The sequence below is a fragment of the Caulobacter sp. SRI_008 genome (assembly GCF_057586355.1).
Genome location: NZ_JBYCZS010000015.1, coordinates 102412 through 126058, shown reverse-complemented (window position 1 = coordinate 126058; position 23647 = coordinate 102412). Strand labels below are relative to the sequence as shown.

Sequence of the window (23647 nt, the reverse complement as noted above, 5' to 3'; positions counted from 1 at the left end):
AGGCGATTTGACCCTTCGCTGCGCGCGGCCTTTCAAGGGAACGAGGAGAACCGGTCGCAGCGCCGGAGGGGAGGGACGATGCCGAGGATCACCTTCATCGACGCGCGAGGCGTGCGCCGCGAAGTCGAGGGCCGCGCGGGCGCTTCGCTGATGGAGGCGGCCGTGCGCGCCAACGTGCCCGACATCCTGGCCGAGTGCGGCGGCGCGCTGTCGTGCGGCACCTGCCACATATATCTCGACCCAGCCGGCTTCGCCCTGGTCGGTGCGCCCGAAGGCGGCGAGGCGGACCTGCTCGACTTCTCGGACCATCGCCGCGAGACTTCGCGCCTGGCCTGCCAGATCATCGTCACCGACGCCCTCGATGGCCTGGTCGCCACCACCCCCGAGAGCCAGTACGGATGAGCGCGCGACCGCCGCCGCGCCGGGTGGTCACCGGCCATGACGCGCAGGGGCGCTCGGTGATCCTCCAGGACGCCGGGCCCGCCCTGACCCGCCGCATCGGCGCGGACGGGCCGGTGTTCCACGAGATCTGGCGCACCGAGGATCCGGCCTGGGGCGCGGCCTTCCGCGAGCCGACGCCAGAGGACCGCCTGACCTTGGCGCCACCCACGCGTGGCACCCGCATCCGGATCATGGACATCCCGCCCGAGACGCAAGCGATGACCCTCGAGGCGGCCCAGGCCCAGTTCGCGCAGATCGGCGGCGCCCACGCCCTGGCCGCGCTCGACCCGACCGCGCCGCATCCGCTGATGCACCGGACCCGCTCGATCGACTACGCCCTGATCCTTGAGGGCGAACTGGTGCTGATCCTCGATCGCGAGGAGACGGTGCTGAAGGCGGGCGACGTCGTGGTCCAGCGGGGCACCAATCACGCCTGGTCCAATCGGGGCAGCGGCCCGTGCCGCGTCGCCTTTGTGCTGGTCGACCAGGCCGACAGCGAGGAGGCGCGATGACCGCCGGCGCTTCCACCCAGGTTCTTCAGGACCTCTTCGGCCTGTTCGGCAAGACGGCCTTGATCACCGGCTCGACCCGGGGCATCGGCCTGGCCATGGCGAGGCTCTTCGCCCAGGCCGGGGCGCGCGTCGTGATCTCCAGCGAGAGCGCCGACGACTGTGTGGCGGCCAAGGCTGAACTGGCGGGCGAGGGGCTGGCGGTCGAGGCCGTTGCCTGCGACGTCGCCGATCCGGAGCAGTTGGCGGCGCTCGTCGCCGAAGCCGAGGTCCGCTGCGGTCCGATCGACGTTCTGGTCTGCAACGCTGGCGTCTCGTTGCACGCGGGCTCGCTGACTGAGGCGCCTGACGCCGTCTACGAGGCGATGTTCGACATCAACCTGCGCCACGCCGTGCGGCTCTGTTCGCTGGTCGCCCCGGCCATGGCCGCGCGGGGCGGTGGTTCGATCGTGCTGACCTCGTCGATCGCCGGCCTGCGCGGTAACCGCGCGCTTGGCGTCTACGGCCTTACCAAGGCGGCCCTGATGCAGCTGGCCCGCAACTTGGCCGTCGAGTTCGGCCCGGCCGGGGTGCGCTGCAACGCCCTCGCGCCGGGCCTGACCGCCACCAGCTGGGCCTCGGCGATCCTTTCCAGCCCGGAGGCGGCGGCCAAGCGCCTGGGCGCCACGCCGCTGCGCCGGGCGGCCGAGCCAGCCGAGATCGCCGCGGCGGCGCTGTTCCTGGCCAGCCCCGCCGCCAGCTTCGTGACCGGCCAGGTGCTGGTCGCCGACGGCGGCACGGTGATCTCCGACGGCGGCTAGACGTGTCCGGGCAAGAACGAGAAACGAGGGGAGGCCGTGTGAAGAAGCCGTTGGTCGCGCGCCTGCGCACCTATCACCGCTGGATCGCCGCCGGCGCCATGCTGGTCCTGACCTGGATCGCGGTCACGGGCCTGGCTTTGATGCTCGACCTGCTGACCGAGCCGCATTTCCCGACTCCGCCGCCGCAGGCCGAACTACCGCTGGAAGCCATGGTCGCCGTGGCGGCTGAGGGAGCGCGCCAGGCCGTCGCCACGACCGCGTCGCCCACCGAGATCGTCGTCAAGGTCGGCCAGGCCCAGGGCGCGCCGCGCTTGCTGGCGGTCACGGCCTCGACTGGCGCGGAGACCACCCGCGTCGTCGCCGAACCGCCCCGCCGGCCGCCCAGCGCCTACCTGCAGTTCCGCATCAAGCTGCACGTGCTGCTCGAACGCCTGCACCGGGGCAACATCCTGGGCCTGCCGGGCCAGTTCCTCAGCATGCTGGGGGGCTTAAGCTTCCTGTTCCTGACGCTCAGCGGCGTCTGGATGTACGTCGACCTGCTGCTCAAGCGCCGGCGCCTGGGGCGTCCCGGCCTGTTCTGGAAGGCGTGACCGCCATGCTCGTCAAGACGATCCACCGCTGGGTCGGCACGGGGGCGATGGTCTTCGTGGCCTATCTCGTCGCCACCGGCTCGATCATCGCCGTCAACGAGTTCGCCAATCCGGCCGTGTTTGGCGCGGGAGGCGGGCAGGGCGGCGCGGTCCGCAGCGAGGCGCAGCGCGCCGCCGACCGCCCGATCCCGTCGTCCGAGAACCTCGATCGCAAGGCCGCCACGGCCCTGCGCGCCGCCGCCGATCTGCTGCCCGACGCCCAACTGACCGGCGCCGAGATCCGCCTCTACGAACGCGACGGCAAGGCCTTGGCCGACGTCACCCTCGGATCGGGCCAGCACGCCGGGCGGATCACGGTCGACGCCCTCAGCGGCGCCCGGGTGAAGGGCGCGGCCGAGGCCCAGGCCGCCGTGCGGCTCAACACCCTGCTGCAACGCTTCCACTCCGGCGCGATCGGCGGCCTGGCGGGCAAGCTGCTGATCCTGGCGACCGGCCTTTCCCTGCTGACCCTCTGCATCAGCGGCGTCTGGCTCTATCTCGACATGGCCCGACGCCGCTGGGCCATGGGCCGCAGGGACATGTTCTGGGGCTAGACCGCGCTCGCCTCCCCGAACCTGGCGGCGGACCAGGGCGCGTCGGCGACGTCTAGCGCGATCAGCTCGAGGATGGGGGCCGGCGCGCCATGCCTTTCCGCCAGGCCGATGTCCGGCCGCGAACGGCGAACAGCAGGCCTGGCGTTCGCGTCCGGCGCGGCGACGTCGTCGAGAGGAGCGGACACGGCTATTCCGCCGCGATCCGGCCGGGCGCGCTCGTCCAGCGGTTCTCGGGAACCGGCAGGCCCAGGTGGCCGCGCAGGGTGTCGTGCTCGTACTCGGTGCGGAACAGACCCTTGGCCTGCAGCAGCGGCACCACCTGTTCACGGAAGCGGGCGAAGTCGCGCGGACCGGTGACGTGGAAGATGAAGCCGTCCACGGCGCGTCCGACGAACCAGCGCTCGATCTCGTCGGCGACGGTCTGGGGCGAGCCGACGAAGTTGGCTTTCCAGCGACCGAAGCGTTCGGCCGTCTGGCGCACCGTCAGGTTCTCGGCCTGGGCGGTGCGGACGATGCGCTCGGCATGGCCCTTGTAGCTATTGAGGCTGAGCTGGCTGACGTCCGGGAACGGACCATCCAGCGGATACTGCTTGAAGTCGTGATAGCCGAAGGCGCGGCCGAGCTCGACGAGCAGCTTGTCGATCTCGCGGCTGCCGGCCCGGGCCTCGGCGATGGCCTGGGCTTCCTCGTCGGTGTCGGCGATGATCGGGGCGATGCCCGGCAGCACGCTGATGTGGTCGGGGTCTCGGCCCTGGGCCGCCGCGCGGGCCTTGAGGTCGGCGTAGTACTCCACCGCGTCCTCGAAGGTGTCGACGCCGGCGAACACGCCCTCGGCGATGCGGGCGCCCAGATCACGGCCCGCGCCGCTGACCCCGGCCTGGAAGATCACCGGCTGGCCCTGTTTCGAGCGGCTCAGCGCCAGCGGCCCGGCCACCGAGAAGTGCTTGCCCTTGTGGTTCAGCGCATGCTGCTTGGTCTTGTCGAGGAAGACCCCGGCTTCCTTGTCGCGCGGGAAGGCGTCGTCCTCGTAGCTGTCCCAAAGGCCCTGCACCACATCGACGAACTCACCGGCCCGCTCATAGCGCACCGCGTGGTCGAAGTGCTCGTCGCGGCCGTAGTTGCGCGCGGCGCCTTCGAGGCCCGTCGTCACCACGTTCCAGCCGGCCCGGCCCTTGCTGATGTGGTCCAGCGAGCCGAACTGGCGGGCCACGTTGTACGGCTCCCAGTACGAGGTGGTCAGGGTGCCGACGAGGCCGATCTTCGAGGTCGAGACCGCCACCGCCGAAAGCAAGGTGAGAGGCTCCAGCCGGTTGAGGAAGTGTGGCGCGGTGTCGGGGGTGATGAACGGGCTGTCGACGATGAACACCAGGTCGAACTTGGCCGCCTCGGCCAGCCTGGCGTTGTCGATGTACCAGTTGATGTCGATGCTGGCGTCGCCGGCCAGGTCGGGATCACGCCAGCGGGTGTGGTCGGTGCCGACGCCGGCCAGGATCGCGCCGAGTTTCAGTTGGCGCTTCGCGTCATTGGTCATGATCGCCTCCATGTTTCCGTCCGAGCCTTAGCGACGGGCATGAAGTTCGAAAAATCAGCTCTTCTCATGAGCCGTATTCGAGCCGTTCAACGGCTGTGATCCGCCTTGGGATTTCAGGCTTTCCGTCGCCTTATCTTCAGGCGGGATCAGAATTACTGGGTCTGGAAGCGCGAGACGTTCGGCGGCGGAGGCCGCCGCCGAACGTCCAAAGCGTCTAGTGCGCGCCGGCGACCATCAGGATCTGCGCCATGGTGGTGGCGATGCTCTCGACGTCGCGGTCCTTGTTGACCTCCATGCCTTCCTCCAGCGAGTGGCCGCGGAAGGTGACGAAGCCTGCGCCCAGCGTCACCGCCGGCTTGCCCAGGCTCATCGGGATGTTGGCGTCGGTCGAGCCGGCCACGTAGCCCATCGGCTTGCCCAGGGCGTCGCCGACGGCGGCCAGCTGCTGCACGAACGGTGTGGTGATCGCCGTCTCGCCGACCGGGCGATCACCGACCATCTTGTTGTCCAGGCTGATTACGCCGCGCTTGGTGGAGCGGGCGGCGTTCTCGGCCTCGACGGCCTTGGGCAGGATGGCCAGATAGGCGTCCTCGACGGCCTTCAGCTCGGCCTTGCCCGACGAGCGCATGTCGACGGTCATCGACACCGCGAACGGGATCGAGTTGACCGAGGTGCCGCCCTCCAGCAGCCCGATGTTGTAGACCGTGCGCGGATCCTCGGGGACCTTCAGTTGGCCGAACTGCCGGGCGGTGTCGGCCAGGGCGTAGGCCGGGTTCACCGTGCCGAAGTCGCCCATGCTGTGGCCGCCTGGGCCCTTGAAGGTGGTCTTGTAGCGCTTGGACCCGACGCCGCCGTTGACGATCACGGTGGGGCCGCTGGGTTCCAGCGAGATGAAGGCGTCGATCCTGTCCTTGTAGCGGCCCTTGAGGAACAGCTCCTTCATGCCGCGCAGGTCGCCCGGGCCTTCCTCGCCGACGTCGCCGACGAACAGGATGTCGCTCTTGGTCTGGATGCCAGCGGCGTTGATGGCGCGCAGTATGGCCAGGATCGAGCCCAGGCCCACGGTGTCGTCGCCGATGCCGGGGGCGTAGAGCTTGTCGCCGTCGCGGCGCACCTTGGTGTCGGTGCCGGCCGGGAACACGGTGTCGAGGTGGGCGGCGACCACCAGCAGGCCGCCGCCGCCGGTGCCCTTGCGCAGGCCCATGACGTTGCCGGCCGCGTCGGTCTCCAGCTCGGTCAGGCCCTCCTTGGCCAGCATGGCCAGATAGGCCTTGCCCTTCTCGGTCTCGCCGAAGGGCGGGGCCGGGATCTCGGTCAGGGTGACGATGTCCGCCACGGTCTGGTCGTAGCCGGCCGCCAGGGTCGCCTTGGCGGTCTTGAAGCCCTTGCTGGCCAGCAGGGCCTTGGCCTGCTTGGTGAAGGGCGAGGTCGGGGCCGGCGGGCGGACGTTGCCGAAGTCGACCTGGGCCGGCGGCTTGGCCGGCGCCTGGGCGAGCGCGGAAGCGGCTGCGCCGGCGCAAAGGGCGGCGACGAGAGCCGCCGGGATCATGCGATGTTTCATGGGATAATCTCGATACTGATGATGGGGGATCAGAAGGTGCGGCGGACCATCACGCCCAGGGTCCGGGGCGTCAGGCTGACGACCTGGTCAAGCGCGCCGGCGGCCGAGGTGATCGAGACCGGGCCGACCGAATTGGTCAGGTTCTGGGCGAAGGCGTAGGCGCCCCAGCCCTCGCCCTCGACGCCGACCCGGGCGCCCACGACCGTGTAGGCCGGGACCTTCTCGTAATAGACGTAGGTCGGGCGGAACTGCGAGGCCGTGCCGCCGGTGTAGCTGGCGTCGAGGTGCACGAGACCGTTCATGCCGTCGGCCACCGGCCAGGTGTAGTCGGCGTTCAGCGAGCCGCTGAACTTCGGCACGAAGGGCAGGCGATCGCCGCGCAGGCCGGTCGAGCCCGACACCGTCACCGACGAGTTGGTCATGTCCTCGGTCAGCTTGGCGTCCGACACGCCGATGGCGCTGCTCAGGGTCAGGCCGGTCATCGGCCGCAGGGTGGTCTCCAGCTCCAGGCCGCGGATGCGGGCCGCGCCGGCGTTGGTGATGATGAAGAAGTTCGCGCCGACGTTCGCCTGGGCCTGAACCTGGATGTTGTTCCAGTCGATCTGGTAGGCCGACATGTTCACGGTCAGGCGGCGGTCGAACCAGTCGCTCTTCACGCCAGCCTCGTAGTTCCACAGGCTGTCGGGCTGGAACGCCACCAGACCGCTGGTCAGGCCCGGGATGTTGTTGGCGCCGCCGGGGCGGAAGCCCTTCGAGGCCTGGGCGTAGACCATCAGCGACTTGTCGAATTCGTAGCTGACGTTGACGCGCTCGACCCAGCCCTTGGCGCTGGCGTCCACCTGGCTGAAGGCCGTGACCGGTGAGTTGGAGATGACGTTGCCGATGGTCACCGCGCCAGAGACGGTCTTGTCGTAGTCGAAGCGGCGGGCGCCGCCGGTCACCGTCAGAGCGTCCGTGACGTGATAGGACAGCTCGCCGAAGAAGGCGGTCTGCTTGACGTCGTTGTCGATGTAGCGCGCGCCCAGGGCGTCGAACGGCGTGACGGCCATGCCGGTGGTGGGGTCGGCGCGGGTCTGGATGCTGTCGACGTGGTCCTTGCGGGTCTCGTAGTAGACGCCGCCGGTCCAATCGAGCTTGTCTTCGAACAGGCTGCCGGCCATCCGCACTTCATTCGTCCAGGTTTCCAGGCTCATCGGCTGCCAGGAGACGGCCGGACCGCGCGAGTCCGCCCAGGCGGTGTACTGGCTCAGCTGGGCGCTGGAGCAGGTCGTGCCCGACAGGCCGAAGTAGCGGCCGCAGGCGGCGCTGCTGGTGCGGTTGTTGGCGATGTTGTTGGTCCAGTCGCTGTTCCGCAGCATCTTCCACTTGTAGTAGGACGAGGTCGCCGTCAGCGTCGCGAAGTGCAGGTCCCACTCGGCGGTGACGTTGTAGAGCGCCAGCTTGGAGTTGCTCTGGGCGATGGTCTTGCGGTCGGACTTGTAGCGGCCGGCGGCGGCCGACCAGCTCGACTGGCCGTCCACTTCCTCGTTCTGCAGCGCGGCCGTGGCGCGCAGCGTCAGGTCTTCGGTCGGGGTGAAGGTGAACATCAGGCGGCCGCCGCTGGAGGTCGAGCCGTTGATGTCCTGCTTGTTCAGCGGAACGCTGTCGACATAGCCGCCGCGCTCTTCGCGATAGAGCACCAGTCGCGCGCCCAGCTTGTCCTGGATCAGCGGCACGTTGACCATGCCCTTGCCGTAGAAGCCGCCTTCGCCGCTCTTGGTGGTCGTCGCCTGGGCCTCGACCGCCCCGGCGTAGTCGTTGGTGTCGGCCTTGTTGAAGATCACCCGCAGGGTGCCGCCCATCGAGCCCGAGCCGTACAGCGTGCCCTGCGGGCCGCGCAGCACCTCGACGCGCTCGACGTCGAACAGGTTGATGTCCGGCGTAGTCGAGCCGGCGTCCTGGGTGGTGCCGGTCGGGCCGGTCAGCGGGGTTTCGTCGTAATAGAGGCCGGTGGTGGCTTCACCGGCGCTGCGCACGCCGCGCAGGGTGATGCGGCGGTTCGACGGCGTGCCGCCGTCCAGCGCCAGGTTCGGCACCTGGCGGAAATAGTCGTTGATGCCGGTCGCGCCGATCCGGCTCAGCTGGGTCTCGCCGACGGCCGAGATGCTGAGCGGCGTCTCCTGCAGGCTGGTCGAGCGCTTGAGCGCGGTGACGATGATCTCGTCGACGGCCACGTCCGGCTGGGCGGCGGCCTCCTGGGCGTGGGCCCCGGCGGCGACCAGGCTGGCGAGCGCGCTGGTGGCCAGGGCCGCGCGGCGAAGCGTGCCAAGAGCGGTGCGGTTCATGTTCTTATCCCCTTCGTTGAGGACCGGCCGTGAGCTCGGTTCCGGGCCGCAAGACGGGCGAGGGACGTTTGCCCTTGCGACTTTTTTCGCCATTCGGTGCGAAGGCGCGGGTCTGGTCAGGCTGTGCGCAATTTGGGCGCCTGCTGATGAAATGGGCGGCGCGGGCGGGAAACTGCGGGGCCTGGGGTGGTTCGCTCATCGCCAGGCGGCCAAGTTCGCTTAGCCGGTCCTCCCGGCGGCGGGAGTACGGGGTGTCCGGACAATCGAGTTTGAGTCAGGCGACCTTCGGCCCGGCGGCGCTCGGCCAGATCCGGCCGGACGACATCGACCAGGTCGTGCGGCGGCACGAAGGCGTGTTGCGGCGGTTCATCGCCCTGCGCGTCGGCGGCGGGGCCGACGTCGACGACCTGGTGCACGAGGTCTTCCTGCGCTTCGCCCGCCGTCCGCCCGACGAGGGCGTCGAGCGGCTGGACTCCTATCTCTTCCAGACGGCCGCCAACCTGATCCGCGACCGCGCCCGCCGCCAGCAGGTGCGCCGCCTGGCGGTTCCCGAGATCGAGGAGGCCGCGGCCTCCCAGGCGCCGGCGACGCCCGAGCAGACCCTGATCGACCGCGAGACCCTGACGGAGGTCCGCCGCGCCCTGGCCGATCTGCCCGAGCGCACCCGCCACGTCTTCCTGCTTTACCGGATCGACGGACTGCGGCATCAGGCCATCGCCGACGCCCTGGGCGTGTCGATCAGCACCGTGGAGAAGGACGTGCGACGGGCCATGGCCCATCTGACCCGACGGGTTCGCCGTCCATGACGCCCGCATCCCATACGCCCGACGAGGGTCTGGCCGACGTCTATGACGCGGCCGCCGCCTGGCATGAACGCCGGCGCGCGCGAGGCTGGAGCCCGGCCGACGAGGCGCGCCTGACCGCCTGGCTGGAAGCCGACCCCGAGCATGTCGAGGCCTACGCCGCCATGGCGGAGGTCGAGGCGTTCGTCGACGACGCCGTCGCCGCCGGCGGGCTCGAGCGCGAACTGGCCGAGGCCCGGGCCGCGTTCGCGGCCGGCGAGGCCCGTCGTTCGCGCCGCGCCTTCGCCCTGATGGCGGCCAGCGTCGCCGGCGTGGCCGTGCTGGCGGGCGCCGGCGGCCTGGCCTGGCAGCGCGCCGGTGTCTCCGAACAGACCTACGCCGCCGCGCCGGGCCAGCGCAGCGCGGTGGTTCTGGCCGACGGTTCGCACGTGACGCTCGACGGCGGCGCGCGGCTGACCGCCCGCATCGACCGGCGCGGTCGCGCCATCACCCTGGCCGGCGGCCGCGCCTTCTTCGATGTCGCCCACGACGCCGGCCGACCGTTCGAGGTCAGCGGCGGCGGCCATGTGGTGCGCGCCCTTGGCACGGCCTTCGAGGTCGACCTGGCCCCGGCCGCGAGCGCCTATCGTGTCGCCCTGCTGCGTGGCCGCGTCCGGGTTTCCGGCGGCGAGACCCAACCGATCGAACTGGCGCCCGGCGAGGTGCTGGCGGCGGACGGGCGGGGGCGTGAGGCTCGCTCCTCCGCCGACGTCGCCGCCGCCACGGCCTGGCGCGAGGGCCGGCTGGTGCTGAGCGGCGAGGCGCTGACCGACGCCGCGGCCGAGATCAATCGCCGGGGCGGCCGCCGGATCATCGTGCGCGGCGCCGCCAAGACCCTGAAGGTCAGCGGCGCGTTCGGCGGCGACGATCCCCTGGCCTTCGCCCGCGCGGTGGCGGTGATCCACGGCCTGACGATCGGCGAGGCGGCCGACGGGGCGATCGTCCTTTCTCCCGCCAAGGACGCCGGTGCGGCGGCGGACTGACTGGGCGGCGCGGGCCTTCGCGGGCGCCGTGCTGCTGACCTCGGCGTCGCCGGCCCTGGCCGCGCCGCTTCGCTTCGATGTCCAGGCCGGCGCCATGGACGCCGCGTTGCAGGCCTATGCCGAGCAGACCGGCGTTGATTTGCTGTTCGCGCCCCAGGCCGTGGCCGGGCTGCGCTCGCCCGGCGGTCGCGACGTCGCCGAGCCCGAGGTCGCGCTGAAGCGCCTGCTGGGCGAGAGCGGGCTGACCGCGCGCCGCATCGGACCCGGGGCCTTCGCCATCACGCCGGCCCCGCGGCCGCGTTCCTCGAAACCCTCTGGCCGCAAGTCCCTGAGCGTCCCGGCGAGTGAGCCGGCCGAGGCGCTCGACGCCGTGCTGGTCCAGGCGCGCCGCCGTGACGAGCGCCTGATCGACGTGCCGGCCTCGGTCGCCGCGGTCTCGGCGGCAGATCTCGACCGGCTGGGCGGCGACGGCGTCCTGGCGCTGCGGCGGGCGGCGCTGGGGCTGACGGCCGCAGGCCAGGTCTCGACCGAGACTCCGACCCTGGTCATTCGCGGCCAGCGCCGGGCGACGGCCGGGGAGTCGGCCCTGTCGGTGATCACCTATGTCAACGAGGCGCCGCTGCCCAACAACGGCTCCATCCTGCCGTCCTTCGACCTGGCCGAGGTGCAGGTGCTGCGCGGGCCGCAGGGCGTGCTGTTCGGGCGCAACACCACCGGCGGGGCGCTGCTGATCCACACCGCCGAGCCGGGCCGCCCCGGCCATGCCGGGGTGACGGTCGGCTCCTACCGCCTGCGTGAGGTCGAGGCGGCCGGCGATCTCACCCCGTCCGGCGCGCCGATCGCCGCGCGCCTGGCGGTCTATGTTCTCAAGCGCGACGGTCTCGTCGAGAACCTCGGCGTCGGCGACGATCTCGACGACCGCAACCAGGCGGCCGCGCGGCTGTCCCTGGCCTGGCGTCCGGACGGGCCGTTCTCGGCCCTGCTGGTGCTCGACGGCTTCCGCGCCGACGAGACGGGTAACGCCAACATCCTGTCGGGGACCTATCCCAATCCGCCCGACGTGACCGGCGGCGGCACGGGTCGCACGCCCGAGGCCGCGCCCTATTTCGATTGCGGCGTGGCGGGATGCGACATCGACATCGCGCTGGCCCGGCAGCGGGCCTGGGGTCCGCGCAAGACGCAGGTCGATCTCGCGCCCCGCTCGGATCGCCGCAACGACGGCGCGACCCTGCGGCTCGACTGGCTGGGACAGGCGATGAGCCTGCGCTCGGTCACGGCCTATCGGCGCAGCGTGCTCGACAGCGCGCTGGACTCCGACGGCTCGCCGCTGCCGCTCAACCAGCTCGTCCGCCACATCGACCTTGGCCAGCTGACCCAGGAACTGCGCGCGAGCGGTACGGGGGAGGGCGGCGCTTGGCAGGCTGGTCTGTTCTACCTGTCGACGACGCCGATCGGCGTGCAGAAGAGCCTGTGGGCCAGCGCCGTCACCCCGACCAATCCCGCGCGGGTTGAGTTCCAGTACCGCCGCGGCGAAAGCCTGGCCGGCTTCGTCGACGCCAACCGCCGCCTCGGGCAAGGTTTCGAGCTGGAGGCGGGCCTGCGCTACACCCGCGACGTGTCGAGCGCCTGCCTGGTCCGCGTCGCCGCCCCGGCGCCGGATATCTCGGAAGAGGCCTGCGGCGAGGCCGGGCGGGCCCAGTCCTCGGCCCCGACCTGGACCCTGGGCCTAACCTGGCGCGGCCAGCCGAACCTGACCGTCTACGCGGTCACCCGCCGGGGCTACCGGGCCGGCGGGGTCAATGCGCCGGTGTTCGGCCCGCTGCTGTCGGCCTATCAGGTCTATGCGCCGGAAAGCCTGACCGACGTCGAGCTTGGCCTGAAATGGGCGGGCGGCGCGGGCGACTGGCGCCATCGCGTCGATGCGGCCCTGTTTCGCGGCTGGTCGCGCGACGTCCAGCGGGCGTTGTTCCCGGCCGAGAACTTCGACGGCGACGGTATCGCCGCCAACGATCCGCCCAGCTTCATCATCAACGCCGGTTCGGCGACCATCAGCGGGCTGGAACTGGGCTGGAGCGGCCGTCGGGGTGAGCGGCTGACTCTGTCGGCCTCGGCGACCCTGACCCAGGCCCGGTTCACCGCCCTGACCGTCCCGGCCTCGCTGGCCAGCCTGACGCCGACCGACCCGGCCTCGCTGCGCTTTTCCTACTCGCCGCCCTACACGGTGCGGCTGGCGGCCGAGTGGCGGGCGATCCAGTCGGCGCGGCTGGGCCTCTGGACCCTCTGGGGCGACGTCTACCAGAGCGGCCGCGTGCGCTATGTCGAGCGGGCGCACGACAGCAACGGCCTGCAGCACGCCTTCGCGGTCGCCAATCTCGGCCTCGACGTCCGGCCGCCTGGGCGCGGCGACCTGACCGTTTCCGTCGCCGTCCAGAACCTGTTCGACGAGGTCTACGCCGCCGGCGGCGGGGCGATCACCCCGGCCGTCACGGCGACGACCCTGATCTACGGCGAGCCGCGCACGCTGTCCGTCGGCTTGCGTAAGCGCTTTTAGACGGCTGGGCCGCCGCCCAGGGCCCGCACCAGATCGACCGAGGCCTGCAAGCGCCGGGTCTCCAGGACCAGGGCCGAGCGTTCGGCCTGCAACGCCGCGGTCTGGGCGGTGACGACCTCCAGATAGTTGGCTGCGCCCTGGCGGTAGCGGATCATGGCGAGTTCCTCGGTGCGCTTGGCCGAAGCCATGGCGTCGTCCTGGTCCTTGGCCTCGTCGGCCAGGCGGTTGGACAGGGCCATCTGGTCCTCGACGTTGCGGAACGCGGTCAGCACCACGCCGCGGTAGTTCTCGGCGGCCTGGGCGTGGGCGGCCCGGGCGGCCTCGACCCCGGCCTTGCGCTTGCCCGCGTCGAAGATCGAGCCCGCCAGTTGCGGGGCCAGCAGCCAGACGGCGTTGGGTGCGCTGAACAGATCCACGCCGCCGTCCGACTGCCAGCCGGCCTGACCGGCGATCGTCAGGGTCGGGAAGCGCGCGGCCTGGGCGACGCCGATCTGGGCGTTGGCGGCGGCGGCGCGGCGCTCGGCGGCGGCGATATCGGGCCGGCGCTGCAACAGCACCGACGGCACGCCGACCGGCGTCTTGGGCACGCTCATCGACGCCTGGACCGGCGGCAGGTCGAAGCTGGAAGCGGTCTCGCCGACCAGTGCGGCGATGGCGTGCTCGTAGAGCGCCCGCTGGGCGGCCACGTCGCTAAGCTGGGCCTTGGCGGTCGACAGCTGGTTCTTCGCCCGGCTGACATCGAGGCCGGTCGCGGCCCCGCCGTCGTGACGGATCTGGGTGAGGTCCAGCGCCTTCTGGTAGGCCGCGACGGTGTCGGCCAGCAGGCGTGACTGGGCGTCGAGGCCGCGCAGGGCCAGATAGCTGTCGGCCAGTTCGGCCTGCAGGCTCAGGCGCACCGATTGCAGGTCTGCGGCGCTGGCCTGCGCCTGCGCGCCACTGGCGGCGACCTGGCTGCGCACCCGGCCCCAGAGATCGACCTCGTAGGACGCGCTGGCGACGGCCTGGCGGGTCGAATACTCGTCCACGCCGCCGTTGCGCAGCGGAGCGTTGTCCGAGCGGCGCTGGCGGCTGGCCAGGGCCCCGCCGTCGATCGTCGGGAACAGGCCCGATCGCGCCTGACCGGCCAGGGCGACGGCCTGGTCATGGGCGGCGGTCGCGGCGGCGAGGCCGGGATTGGCCTTGGCCGCCCGCGCCTCCAGGTCGTTCAGCACCGGGTCGTCATAGACGGCCCACCAGTCGCCGCGCGGCTGGTCGTCGGCCGGCGCGGCCGGGGTCCAGGGGCCGGCCTCCTTGAAGGCGACCGGCGCGGCGACGCTCGGTGCGACATAGGCCGGAGCGCTGGCGCAGGCGGCCAGGATAGAGGCCGCCGCCGAGACCAGCAGCAGGGCGCGCGCCTCAGCCCTTCGCATGGGCTGCTCCTTGGGCGGCGCCGGCCACCCGCACGAGGTCGCCGTCGGACAAGGCCTCGGGCGGATTGTCGATCACCCGCTCGCCCGCTTGCAGACCCGCGCCGATCTCGACCTCGGTTCCCAGGTCGCGGACGATGGTGATGGTGCGCACCTTCACGCGGCCGTCGCCGCCGACCACGGCCACGGTCGGGCCGCCGTGCTTGAAGAGGATCGCCGTCGCCGGTATCCGCGTCGTCGTCGCGGCGGCCGGCAGCTTGAACGCCGCCTGGGCGTAGGCGCCGGGCTTGAGGCGGCCGTCGGGATTGTCGATCTGCAGCTCGACCAGCATGGCGCCGTTGCGGCCCACCGACTGGGCGTCGTTCACCACCGAGGCGGTGAAGGTCTCGCCCGGATATTCCGGCACGCTCAGCTGCGCGCTCAGGCCGCGATGCACCAGGGCCGAATAGTTCTGCGGCACGCTGACATAGATCCGCATGCGGTGCTGGTCGGCGACGGTGAACAGCGCCGCATCGGCCGAGCCGCCCACCGAGATCAGCTGGCCGATGTCGGTGTTGCGAGCCGTGACCACCCCGTCGAAGGGCGCGGTGATCCGCTTGAACGACTGCTGGGCCAGCAGTCGGGCCAGATCGGCCTGGGCGGCGTTGACCGCCGAGTTGCGGGCGGCCAGGTCGCCGGTCTTCTCGTCGGACTCCTGGCGGGAGACGGCGTCCTGGGCGACCAGGCCCTCCCAGCGCTTGGCGGTCAGGGCCGACAGCCGCTGGTTGGCCTGGGCGGTCGCCAGGTTGGCGCGGGCCTGCAGCACCTGCTGGTCGAGGTCGGGCGTGTCGATCTCGGCCAGCACCTGTCCGGCCTTCACCCGCTGGCCGATGTCGGCGTACCAGCGCTTGAGATAGCCGCTGGTCCGGGCGTGGATCGGGGCGGTGTAGAAGGCCTGTACGTCGCCCGGCAGCACCAGGTCGGCGTGGCCGCCGCCGGCCACCGGGGCCAGGGCCACGGTCGGGATGGCCTGGTCGTGGGTCCAGGTCTTCAGCGACTGGTCGGCGTGGACGCGGGCGGCGAGCCCCCCCGCCACCACCACGGCGGCAAGGACCAGTCCGGCGGCGCCGGCCAGCTTCAGCCGGCGGGGCGAGATCGCGCTTTTGGCGGGAGCAGCAGCTTGTTGATCAGGCATGGGACGATGCTCCGGTGGTCGGTCCGGCGGGAAGGGTTTGGTCGGCGGTCTTGCGGCCGTGGACGAGGCGGAAGACCACGGGCACGAACAGCAGGGTGGCGGTGGTGGCGAAGATCAGGCCGCCGATGACGGCCCGGCCCAGCGGCGCGTTCTGCTCGCCGCCTTCGCCCAAACCAAGAGCCATGGGCGCCATGCCGATGATCATGGCCAGGGCGGTCATCAATACCGGGCGGAAGCGGGTGAAGCCGGCCTCGATGGCGGCGGTCAGGGCGTCGCCGGTGGCCTCCAGCCGCTCGCGGGCGAAGCTGACCACCAGGATCGAGTTGGCCGTCGCCACGCCCATGCACATGATCGCCCCGGTCAGGGCCGGCACCGACAGGGTAGTGCCGGTGGCGAACAGCATCCAGACGATGCCGGCCAGGGCCGCGGGCAGGGCGGTGATGATCACGAACGGGTCCAGCCACGACTGGAAGTTCACGACGATCAGCAGGTAGATCAGCACGATCGCGGCGACGAGGCCAAAGCCCAGGCCCGAGAAGGCGGCGTTCATGGTCACCATCTGGCCGCGCAGGGCCACCGTCGCGCCTTTCGGACGCTCCTTGGCAAGGTCCTTGAGCACCTTGTTGATATCGGCGGTCACCGCGCCCAGGTCGCGTCCCTGCGGGGTGGCGTAGATGTCGAGCACCGGCTGGATGTCGTAGTGGCTGACCACGGCCGGGGCGCTGTCGCGCTTGATCACGCCTAGGCCGCCCAGCATCTGGGCGTGCTGCGCATTGGCCGCCGTGCTGGTGATCGGGATGCCGTTCAGGTCCGACAGCGAGCCGGCGCGGTATTCCGGAACCTGGGCGACGATCGGGTAGGACACGCCGTTCTTGGGGTTCAGCCAGAAGGTCGGCGAGACCTGCGAGCTGCCGGCCAGCGAGGCCACGACGCTGTTGGTCACGTCGCGTTCGGTCAGGCCCAGCTGGGCCATGCGCGAGCGGTCGACGTCGACCCGCAGCTGCGGCGCGCCTTCCGGCTGGTGCAGGCGCACGTCGGCCAGGCCCCGGATGGTCTTCAGTCGCGCCAGGATCTTGGCGGCGTAGGCGCGGTTGGCCGCGGCGTTGGGGCCGGAGATCTGCAGGTCGATGGGCGAGGGGGCGCCGAAGTTGAGGATCTGGCTGATGATGTCGGCCGGCAGGAACGAGAAGGTCGCGCCGGGGAACTGGCGGGGCAGCTCCTCGCGCAGTTTCTTGACGTAACCGGCGGTCGGGCCGTGCTCGGCCTTCAGGGCCACGAAGATGTCGCCGTCCTGCGGACCGATCAGACCCGAGTTGCTGTAGACCATGTTGATGGCGCTGTTGGGGATGCCGATGTTGTCGACGATCGAGCCCACCTCGTCGGCCGGCACCACCTTGCGGATCGCCTCTTCCACTTGGCCGAACAGCAGCGAGGCGTCGTCCAGGCGCGTGCCGACGGGCGCGCGGACGTGCAGGGTGATCTGGCCGGCGTCCACCGTCGGGAAGAAGTTGCGGCCCAGAAACGGCGTCAGGGCGAACGAGGCCACGACCACCACCATGAAGCCGATGATGAACACCCGGCCCGAGCCCAGGGCCATGACCAGCAGGTTCTTGTAGCCTTCCCGCAGCTTGCCGAAGGCGGTCTCGAAGCTCCGCTGGAAGCGCACCAGCGGATTGCGCGAGGGCTTGCCGGCGCCGCCATGCTCGGCCGCGTGCTCGTAGTCCAGGCGCTCGCTGGCGTGGGGCTTCAGCAGATACATCGCCAGGGTCGGCACCAGGGTGCGCGACAGGATGAACGAGGCGATCATCGCGAAGACCACGGCCTCGGCCATCGGCACGAACAGGAAGCCGGCCACGCCCTTGAGCATGAACATCGGCACGAAGACGATGCAGATGCAGAGCAGGGAGACGAAGGCCGGGACCACGATCTGGGCCGCGCCGTCGAGGATGGCCGTGCGCACGTCCTTGCCGTGCTCCAGGTGCCAGTTGATGTTCTCGATGGTCACCGTGGCGTCGTCGACCAGGATGCCGACGGCGAGGGCGAGGCCCCCCAGGGTCATGATGTTCAGGGTCTGGCCGATGGCGGACAGGGCGGCGATGGCGGCCAGGATGGCCAGCGGGATCGACACCGCGATGATCACCGTCGAGCGCCAGCTGCCCAGGAACAGCAGGATCATCAGGCTGGTCAGGGCCGCGGCGATGACGCCTTCCTTGACCACGCCCTCGATCGCGCCCTTCACGAACAGCGACTGGTCGTTCAGCGGCGTGATCTTGAAGTCGTCCGGCAGGTTTTCCTTGAGCGCCGGCAGGCGGTCCTTGATCCCCTGGACGATGGCCAGGGTCGAGGCCGAGCCGTTCTTCAGGATCGTCGACAGCACCGCCCGCGCGCCGTCCACATGCACCACGTTGGTCTGCGGGGCCGAGCCGTCGCGCACCTGGCCGACGTCGCGGATGTAGATCGTCGCGCCGTCGACCGTCTTGATCGGCAGGCTGTTCAGCTCCTCGATCGTCTCGGCCGCGTCGTTGAGACGGACGTTGTACTGGAAGGTCCCGATCTTGATCGTGCCGGCCGGCAGGATCTGGTTCTGGGCGGCCAGGGCGTTGGAGACGTCCTGCGCCGACAGCCCCTTGGACTGCAGGGCGACCGGATCCAGGTCGATCATGATCTGGCGGACCTTGCCGCCATAGGGATAGGGGATCGCCGCGCCGGGCACGCTGATCAGGTTGGGGCGCACCACCGTCTGGGACAGGTCGAACAGCTTCTGTTCCGACAGCCCTTTGCCCGACTGGGCCAGCTGGAGGATCGGCACGGTGGCGGCGCTGTAGTTGATGATCAGCGGCGGGGTGGTGCCCGCCGGCATCTGCTTGACGGCCGTCTGCGAGATCGAGGTCACCTGGGCGGTGGCCGTGCGGATGTCGACGCCGGGCTGGAAGTAGATCTTCACCACGCCGATGCCGGGCAGCGACTGGCTCTCGATGTGGTCGATGTCGTTGACGGTGGTCGACAGCACCCGCTCGTAGGGGGTGACGATGCGGCCCGACATCTCCTGCGGCGACAGGCCGGCATATTGCCAGGCCACGCCGATCACCGGCACGCGGATCTCCGGAAAGATGTCGGTGGGCGTGCCGAGGGCCGCCAGGACGCCGAAGATCAGGATCAGCATCGCCATCACGATGAACGTGAGCGGGCGTTGCAGGGCGATGCGGACGATAGCGTTCAAGCGGCCTGCTCCGGACTTGCAGCAGTTGACGATTCCGCGCGCCCTGCGTCCGGGGGGGAGGGGCCGGGCGCGCGGAATCTGCGCGTACTCAAGCTGCGCCGCCGGGTGATGCGCCCGCCCGCCTAAACCTGCCGTCTCGGGCAGATGAAAATCCTGTCATGTTGGGGGCGCGGGACGAAAAATGGGCTGGACCGCGCCGGCCCCCGCAGTTGCGCTATTCGAGGTCCAGCCGGTAGCCGTGGCCGCGCAGCGTGGCCAGCAGGGGGCGTCCGAACGCGATCTCCAACTTCAGGCGCAGGCGCGCCACCGCCGTGCGCACTCGTTCGGGGCGCGGATCGTCGCTTTCGCCCCAGACGTGCTTGAGGATCTGCTCGGCGCTCAGCACCTGGCCGGCGTGGTCGGCCATGTAGGCCAGCAGGGCGTATTCGCGGCTGGGCAGGACGAGGCCGGCCTCGCCCAGCGTCACCTTGCGGCCGGCGGCGTCGAACCGCAGGCCCGTCGCGACCGCCGAACTTGGCGTCGGCGCCAGGCGGGCGAGGGCGGTCAGGCGGGCCTCCAGCTCGACCACGTGCACGGGCCGGGTCAGGCAGGCGTCGGCTCCGGCGCGCAGGGCGGCGGTCCGGGCGGCGGGCGAGGCCTGGTCGGCAATCAGCACCAGCAGGGCGCGTTCGCCCCGGCGCGCCAGGGCGGCCAGGGGAGCGTCGGCCAGGGCGGCCACCTCCAGCAGCACGGCGTCATAGTCCTCGCCGGCGCTGGCGCTGGCCGCGTCGTCCAGGCTGTCCAGGCTCTCGACCACGTGGCCGGCCTGGATCAACGCCCGGGCCAGGTAGAGGTCGCGGGGGCGATGGCTGGCGTGCAGCAGCCGCATCTAGGCCTCGAGACCGCGCGGCCAGCAGTCGATGGCGATCCGCAGGCCGGGCTGTGCGTCGTCCAGCGACAGGGTGAAGTGATGCATGCGCGCGATGGCCGCCACGATGCTGAGGCCCAGGCCCGAGCCCGGCTGCTCCAGCGTCCGCTGCGAGCGGTAGAAGCGGTTCAGCACCGCCTCGCGCTCGCCTTCCGGCACACCGGGGCCGTTGTCGACCACCTCGATGCGCGGGCCTTCGTCGAGGGCCAGCAGGCGCAGCGTCACGCGCCCGCCGCGCGGGGTGAACTTCAGGGCGTTGTCGACCAGGTTGCTGACCGCCTCGAACAGCAGGGCCGGATCGGCGAACACCGCCGGGGCCTCGGGCGCAAAACGCGTTTCGATGGCGACGCCCAGCTCCTCGGCGGCCGGGTCGTGCAGCTCGAACACCTGCTCCAGCACGTCCTGCAGCCGCACAGCCTCGAAACAGGCCTGGCGGTCGCGGCGCTCGATCTCGCCGATCCGGGTCAGGGCGCGGAAGCGCACCAGCAACTCGTCGGTTTCCTCCAGCGCCCGCTCGATCATCTCGCGCCGGCCGGCCTCGTCGGGGCTCGCGTCCTGGGTGGCGCGGTAGAGCGCCGCGCGCAGCCGGTTCAGCGGCGTGCGCAGGTCGTGGGCGACGTTGTCGCCGACGCTCTTGACCTCCCACAGCAGGCGCTCGGTCTCGTCCATCATGCCGTTGGCGAGGCTGGCCAGCATGTCGATCTCGTCGCGGCGATGCGACACCGGCAGGCGCACGCCCAGCCGGCCGGCCAGCGCCGCGCGGCTGGCGACCCGCAGCTGTTCGACGCGGCGCAGGGCGGGAAGGCTGAGCAGGGCCGCCGCGCCCAGACCCAGCAGCAGGATCAAGGCGCCGCTGACCATCAGGGCGTTGACGATGATGTCGCGCAGGCCCGTCAGCACCTTGGCGTCGTGGACGATGAACAGCTGCTCGCCCCACGGCAGGCGGCGCACCAGCCCGCGCGCGCCGGGCTGCAGGCCGGGCTCGTTTAGGGTGCGCGGCCGGTTGTCGGCCTCGGCGTTGGCGGGCAGGCGGCGGACGTTGCCGGTGATCCAGACCCCGTCGGCCGAGAACAGGCCGTAATAGGCGATCGCCCGGCCGTCGGCGGCCACGGCGGCCCGCACCCGCTCGGGCAGGGTGTCGGCCGGGCCGTTGGCCAGCATGGTGCTCTCGCTGACGATGATCGCGTCGAGCTGGCGGGTGATGTAGCCGGCGGTGCGCCAGTAGATCATGCCCAGCAGGGCGACCAGGGCCACGGCGAACACCGCGCCGTTCAGCAGGGTCAGGCGGAACGGGCTGGCCCGCCAGAGCTCACGCGGGCGCATGCAGCGCGTATCCCGAGCCGCGGACGGTATGCAGCAGCTGCGGCGCGCCCGGCCGGTCGACCTTCCTGCGCAGGCGTCCCAGGTGCACGTCGATGAGGTTGGTGCCGGGGTCGAAGTGATAGCCCCACACCGCCTCGAAGATCATCGTCCGGGTCAGCACCTGGCCGGAGTTGCGGGCCATGAACTCCAGCAGCTTGTACTCGGTGGGCATCAGCCGGATCTCGACGCCGCCGCGATGGACGGTGCGGGCCAGCAGATCGATCACTAGGTCGGCCACGGTCAGGGTGGTCTGGCGCGGGGCGCTGGCCCGACGGCGCAGCAGCACCTCCAGCCGCGCGGCCAGCTCCTCGGAGGCGAAGGGCTTGGTCATGTAGTCGTCGCCGCCGGCCCGCAGGCCCTTGACCCGCTCGTCGACGTCGCTGAGCGCGCTGATCATCAGCACCGGCGTCTCGACCCCGGCGCCGCGCATCACGGTGACGATGGCCAGGCCGTCCAGGCCGGGCAGCATGCGGTCCAGGGTGACGGCGTCGAAGTCGCCGCTGGCCGCCCGGATCAGGCCCTGGCGGCCGTCGGCGACCAGCTCCACCTCGAAGCCGTGCTGCTCCAGCTCGGCGACGATCTCCTGGCCGGTGCTCGGATCGTCTTCGATGGCGAGGATCTTGGGCATCTGGTCCCGCACTACTCCCTCCCGCCGCGCCCCTCAAGCGCGCCGAGAGCCGGCCCTCGCCGTGCGGTCGGTCTTCGACGGCGAGGCGGCGATCTACGACACGCCGCATGGCGGACGTCCGCGCGGGGTGCTAGAGGGCCGCGCGATGACCTCAGGAATTCGAGAAAACCAGGCGATGATTCAACCGGGCGCGACCTTCAAGGACAATCTCCAGCAGTTGCCGGCCATCGACGGCGTCGAGCGCATCGATCTGGTCGCCGCCGATGGAGCGGTGGTCGCCAGCATCGAGAACCAGCCGGGCAAGCAAGGCTCGCTCGCCGTCTACCAGGATCTGAAGCAGCGCTTCGGCGCCCTGAACGCGGAAGCGGCCGAGCACGGCCTGGCCGTGTTCGCCGAGCACACGGCGGACGCGCGCGAGCGTCCGGGCGCGCATCCGAACGTCGATCGCCTGCTCGCGATCGCCGCCGGCGGCGCCCCGCTGAGCATCGAAGTCGTCGCCGTCGGCGGCTGACCGGGGCCAGGGACATGTCCAGCTTTATCGGACCGTAGTCGTAGAGCGCGAAGTCCATGACGTAGCCGGGGCGGGCCTTGGGCGAGGGCGCTTCCAGCTCGAACATCGTCGCCAGCAGTTCGCGGCAGGCGGCGAACTGCGCTGGAGGCGCAGCAGCCTGCTCCCGTGATGAGCGACGCCTCAAGCCGATTGTGCGCCGGGCCGCCGGTCCTCGACGACGAAGCGGGCAAGGCTGGCGGTCGTCGCGTTCGGATCGGCCTGATCGGAGACCGCGCGCAGATCGATCTCCAGACGGTCGGGCCGGGCGTCGAGCAGCAGGTAGCCGGACCGCTTGATGTCGGCGAAGCGCAGGTGCGGATTGCGGGCTCGGGCCTCGCCGTAGCGGGCGCGCGGCGCGTGGCTGGCGGCCAGGCAGGTGGTCACCAGTTCGGTGGCGACCACGGGCGTTTCTGGCCGTTCGGGCGTCGCATGCAGGTTGGCGACCAGGAAGGCGTGGATGTCGCCGCCCAGGGTCACGGGGTTGCGGACGGCCGGCTGGGTCAGGGCCTCGATCAGCCGGCGCCGGGCGGCAGGGTAGCCGTCCCACTGGTCGGACATCACGCCCTCGGGGGTGTCGATCGGCGCGATCGGGGTCTGCTGGGCCAGCAGGGTCCAACGGGCGGTCTCGCGCTTCAGGCCGTCGGCCAGCCAGGCTTCCTGGGCCGCGCCGAGCATGGTGCGGTCGGAGGCGTCGAGTTCCGCGCAGTCGCGGCGCGGACGGTTGCCGGCCTGGCGCGGGGCGTTGCAGGCCTGGGGCGAGCGATACTGGCGACCGTCGAGGATCGGCAGGCCGACCAGATCGCCCCAGGCCAGGCGGCGATAGAGCCTGGGCGCGTCCGGCCGCGCCCACAGGCTGGGCCGCACCGGCATGTGCTCGAAATAGGCCTGGTAGGCGGCCTGGCGGCGGCGGGCGAAGACCGGTTCTTCCAGCGCCTTCAGATTGGCCAGGTCGGCATAGTCGTTCTCGACCTCGTGGTCGTCCCAGGTCACCGCCCAGGGCAGCAGGCGATGGGCTTCGCGCAGGTCGGCATCCGACTTGTAGAGCGCGTGTCGGCGGCGATAGCCCTCCAGGTCCGTGGGCTCGGGGCAGTCGAAGGCGCGGACCTTGGGAAACTGGGCGTAGCTGTTCTCGTAGATGTAGTCGCCCAGCTGGACCACCAGGTCCGGTTCGGCGGCGACCAGGTCGCGATAGGCGGTGAACCAGCCGAGCTCGAAGTGCTGGCAGGAGGTCGCCGCGATCCTGGCTCGGCTCGCCTGGCGCGGGGCCGTGGCGGTGCGGCCGACCGGGCTGACCGCGCCCAGGGCGTGGAACCTGTACCAATAGGGCCGGCCGGGACGCAGGCCGGTGATCTCCACGTGCACGGCGTGGGCCAGGGGCGGCGACGCGGCCCGCCGGCCCTTGCGGATGATGCGTGCAAAGGCCTCGTCCTCGGCGACCTCGTAGGTCACCGGCACGGAGGGCGCGTCCAGCGGCGCGCCATGGGCGCTGAGTCGGGTCCACAGCACGAAGCCGTCGAGGCTCGGGTCGCCGCTGGCGACGCCGAGCGCGAAGGGATCGAGGCCCGCCCTGCAGTCCATCTCCAGGCCCAGCACGGCGTCGGCGCGCGCCAGGGCCAGGGCGGCCGAGGCGGCGACCAGGCCGCGGCGGGTGAGATGGGACATGGCGGGCCTCCTT

The 23647-nt window shown here is 71.2% G+C and carries 19 protein-coding genes; 9 read left to right on the top strand and 10 right to left on the bottom strand.

All coding sequences use genetic code 11. The features are described from left to right. The first annotated feature begins 78 nt into the window (after nucleotides 1–78). Genes AC2YHT_RS15000 through AC2YHT_RS14980 form a run of 5 tightly spaced genes read left to right on the top strand, consistent with a single transcriptional unit; the run spans nucleotide 79 to nucleotide 2933 of the window. Nucleotides 79–402 carry a 2Fe-2S iron-sulfur cluster-binding protein gene (locus AC2YHT_RS15000; protein WP_487290589.1) on the top strand — a complete coding sequence of 108 codons (324 nt, stop codon included), beginning with the start codon at nucleotides 79–81 and terminating at the stop codon, nucleotides 400–402. Next, complete coding sequence (locus AC2YHT_RS14995; protein ID WP_487290588.1) at nucleotides 399–953, top strand: cupin domain-containing protein; 555 nt, start codon at nucleotides 399–401, stop codon at nucleotides 951–953. The genes AC2YHT_RS15000 and AC2YHT_RS14995 overlap by 4 nt, the downstream gene beginning before the upstream one ends. Beyond that, nucleotides 950–1750, top strand: coding sequence for an SDR family NAD(P)-dependent oxidoreductase (locus AC2YHT_RS14990; RefSeq protein WP_487290587.1), 801 nt, complete (start codon nucleotides 950–952; stop codon nucleotides 1748–1750). Before AC2YHT_RS14995 ends, AC2YHT_RS14990 begins: the two co-directional genes overlap by 4 nt. Before the next feature lie 38 nt (nucleotides 1751–1788). Further along, on the top strand, nucleotides 1789–2340 hold the full coding sequence (locus tag AC2YHT_RS14985) for a PepSY domain-containing protein (RefSeq protein WP_487290586.1): 552 nt from the start codon (nucleotides 1789–1791) through the stop codon (nucleotides 2338–2340). A 5-nt stretch (nucleotides 2341–2345) separates the two neighbouring features. After that, complete coding sequence (locus AC2YHT_RS14980; protein WP_487290606.1) at nucleotides 2346–2933, top strand: PepSY domain-containing protein; 588 nt, start codon at nucleotides 2346–2348, stop codon at nucleotides 2931–2933. A 187-nt stretch (nucleotides 2934–3120) separates the two neighbouring features. On the opposite strand, the gene AC2YHT_RS14975 is transcribed toward AC2YHT_RS14980, so the two are convergent. From AC2YHT_RS14975 to AC2YHT_RS14965, 3 genes are all read right to left on the bottom strand, one after another. Further along, nucleotides 3121–4464 (bottom strand): LLM class flavin-dependent oxidoreductase, encoded by a 1344-nt coding sequence (locus tag AC2YHT_RS14975; RefSeq protein WP_487290585.1) that lies wholly within the window; start codon nucleotides 4462–4464, stop codon nucleotides 3121–3123. Nucleotides 4465–4678: 214 nt separating this feature from the next. Continuing rightward, a complete protein-coding gene (locus tag AC2YHT_RS14970; RefSeq protein WP_487290584.1) occupies nucleotides 4679–6025 on the bottom strand; it encodes a M20/M25/M40 family metallo-hydrolase in 1347 nt (448 codons plus the stop codon). Nucleotides 6026–6054: 29 nt separating this feature from the next. Next, nucleotides 6055–8349 (bottom strand): TonB-dependent receptor, encoded by a 2295-nt coding sequence (locus AC2YHT_RS14965; protein WP_487290583.1) that lies wholly within the window; start codon nucleotides 8347–8349, stop codon nucleotides 6055–6057. Nucleotides 8350–8618: 269 nt separating this feature from the next. On the opposite strand from AC2YHT_RS14965, the gene AC2YHT_RS14960 reads away from it, so the two are divergent. From AC2YHT_RS14960 to AC2YHT_RS14950, 3 genes are read left to right on the top strand one after another with little or no spacing between them, the layout of a single operon-like run. Beyond that, on the top strand, nucleotides 8619–9155 hold the full coding sequence (locus AC2YHT_RS14960) for an RNA polymerase sigma factor (RefSeq protein ID WP_487290582.1): 537 nt from the start codon (nucleotides 8619–8621) through the stop codon (nucleotides 9153–9155). Further along, entirely contained in the window at nucleotides 9152–10174 is a 1023-nt protein-coding gene (locus tag AC2YHT_RS14955; RefSeq protein ID WP_487290581.1) for a FecR family protein, read from the top strand. Before AC2YHT_RS14960 ends, AC2YHT_RS14955 begins: the two co-directional genes overlap by 4 nt. Next, nucleotides 10158–12725, top strand: a complete 2568-nt coding sequence (locus tag AC2YHT_RS14950; protein WP_487290580.1) for a TonB-dependent receptor — start codon at nucleotides 10158–10160, stop codon at nucleotides 12723–12725. The genes AC2YHT_RS14955 and AC2YHT_RS14950 overlap by 17 nt, the downstream gene beginning before the upstream one ends. Here AC2YHT_RS14950 and AC2YHT_RS14945 read toward each other — a convergent pair. The 6 genes from AC2YHT_RS14945 to AC2YHT_RS14920 all read right to left on the bottom strand — a co-directional run bounded on the left by AC2YHT_RS14945 (nucleotide 12722) and on the right by AC2YHT_RS14920 (nucleotide 21422). Then, complete coding sequence (locus AC2YHT_RS14945) at nucleotides 12722–14134, bottom strand: efflux transporter outer membrane subunit (protein WP_487290579.1); 1413 nt, start codon at nucleotides 14132–14134, stop codon at nucleotides 12722–12724. The two genes, AC2YHT_RS14950 and AC2YHT_RS14945, sit on opposite strands and share 4 nt — an antisense overlap. Next, nucleotides 14121–15305, bottom strand: a complete 1185-nt coding sequence (locus tag AC2YHT_RS14940; protein ID WP_487290578.1) for an efflux RND transporter periplasmic adaptor subunit — start codon at nucleotides 15303–15305, stop codon at nucleotides 14121–14123. The genes AC2YHT_RS14945 and AC2YHT_RS14940 overlap by 14 nt, the downstream gene beginning before the upstream one ends. Further along, entirely contained in the window at nucleotides 15298–18525 is a 3228-nt protein-coding gene (locus tag AC2YHT_RS14935; protein WP_487290577.1) for an efflux RND transporter permease subunit, read from the bottom strand. Before AC2YHT_RS14935 ends, AC2YHT_RS14940 begins: the two co-directional genes overlap by 8 nt. A 214-nt stretch (nucleotides 18526–18739) precedes the next feature. Next, complete coding sequence (locus AC2YHT_RS14930) at nucleotides 18740–19393, bottom strand: winged helix-turn-helix transcriptional regulator (protein WP_487290576.1); 654 nt, start codon at nucleotides 19391–19393, stop codon at nucleotides 18740–18742. Continuing rightward, nucleotides 19394–20755 (bottom strand): sensor histidine kinase, encoded by a 1362-nt coding sequence (locus tag AC2YHT_RS14925; protein WP_487290575.1) that lies wholly within the window; start codon nucleotides 20753–20755, stop codon nucleotides 19394–19396. It lies immediately after the preceding gene. Beyond that, nucleotides 20742–21422, bottom strand: coding sequence for a response regulator transcription factor (locus AC2YHT_RS14920; RefSeq protein ID WP_110120700.1), 681 nt, complete (start codon nucleotides 21420–21422; stop codon nucleotides 20742–20744). The genes AC2YHT_RS14925 and AC2YHT_RS14920 overlap by 14 nt, the downstream gene beginning before the upstream one ends. 61 nt (nucleotides 21423–21483) lie before the next feature. On the opposite strand from AC2YHT_RS14920, the gene AC2YHT_RS14915 reads away from it, so the two are divergent. Then, on the top strand, nucleotides 21484–21933 hold the full coding sequence (locus tag AC2YHT_RS14915) for a DUF2322 family protein (protein ID WP_487290574.1): 450 nt from the start codon (nucleotides 21484–21486) through the stop codon (nucleotides 21931–21933). A 180-nt stretch (nucleotides 21934–22113) separates the two neighbouring features. Here AC2YHT_RS14915 and AC2YHT_RS14910 read toward each other — a convergent pair whose 3' ends face one another. Beyond that, entirely contained in the window at nucleotides 22114–23634 is a 1521-nt protein-coding gene (locus tag AC2YHT_RS14910; RefSeq protein WP_487290573.1) for an alkaline phosphatase D family protein, read from the bottom strand. Nucleotides 23635–23647 lie beyond the last annotated feature (13 nt).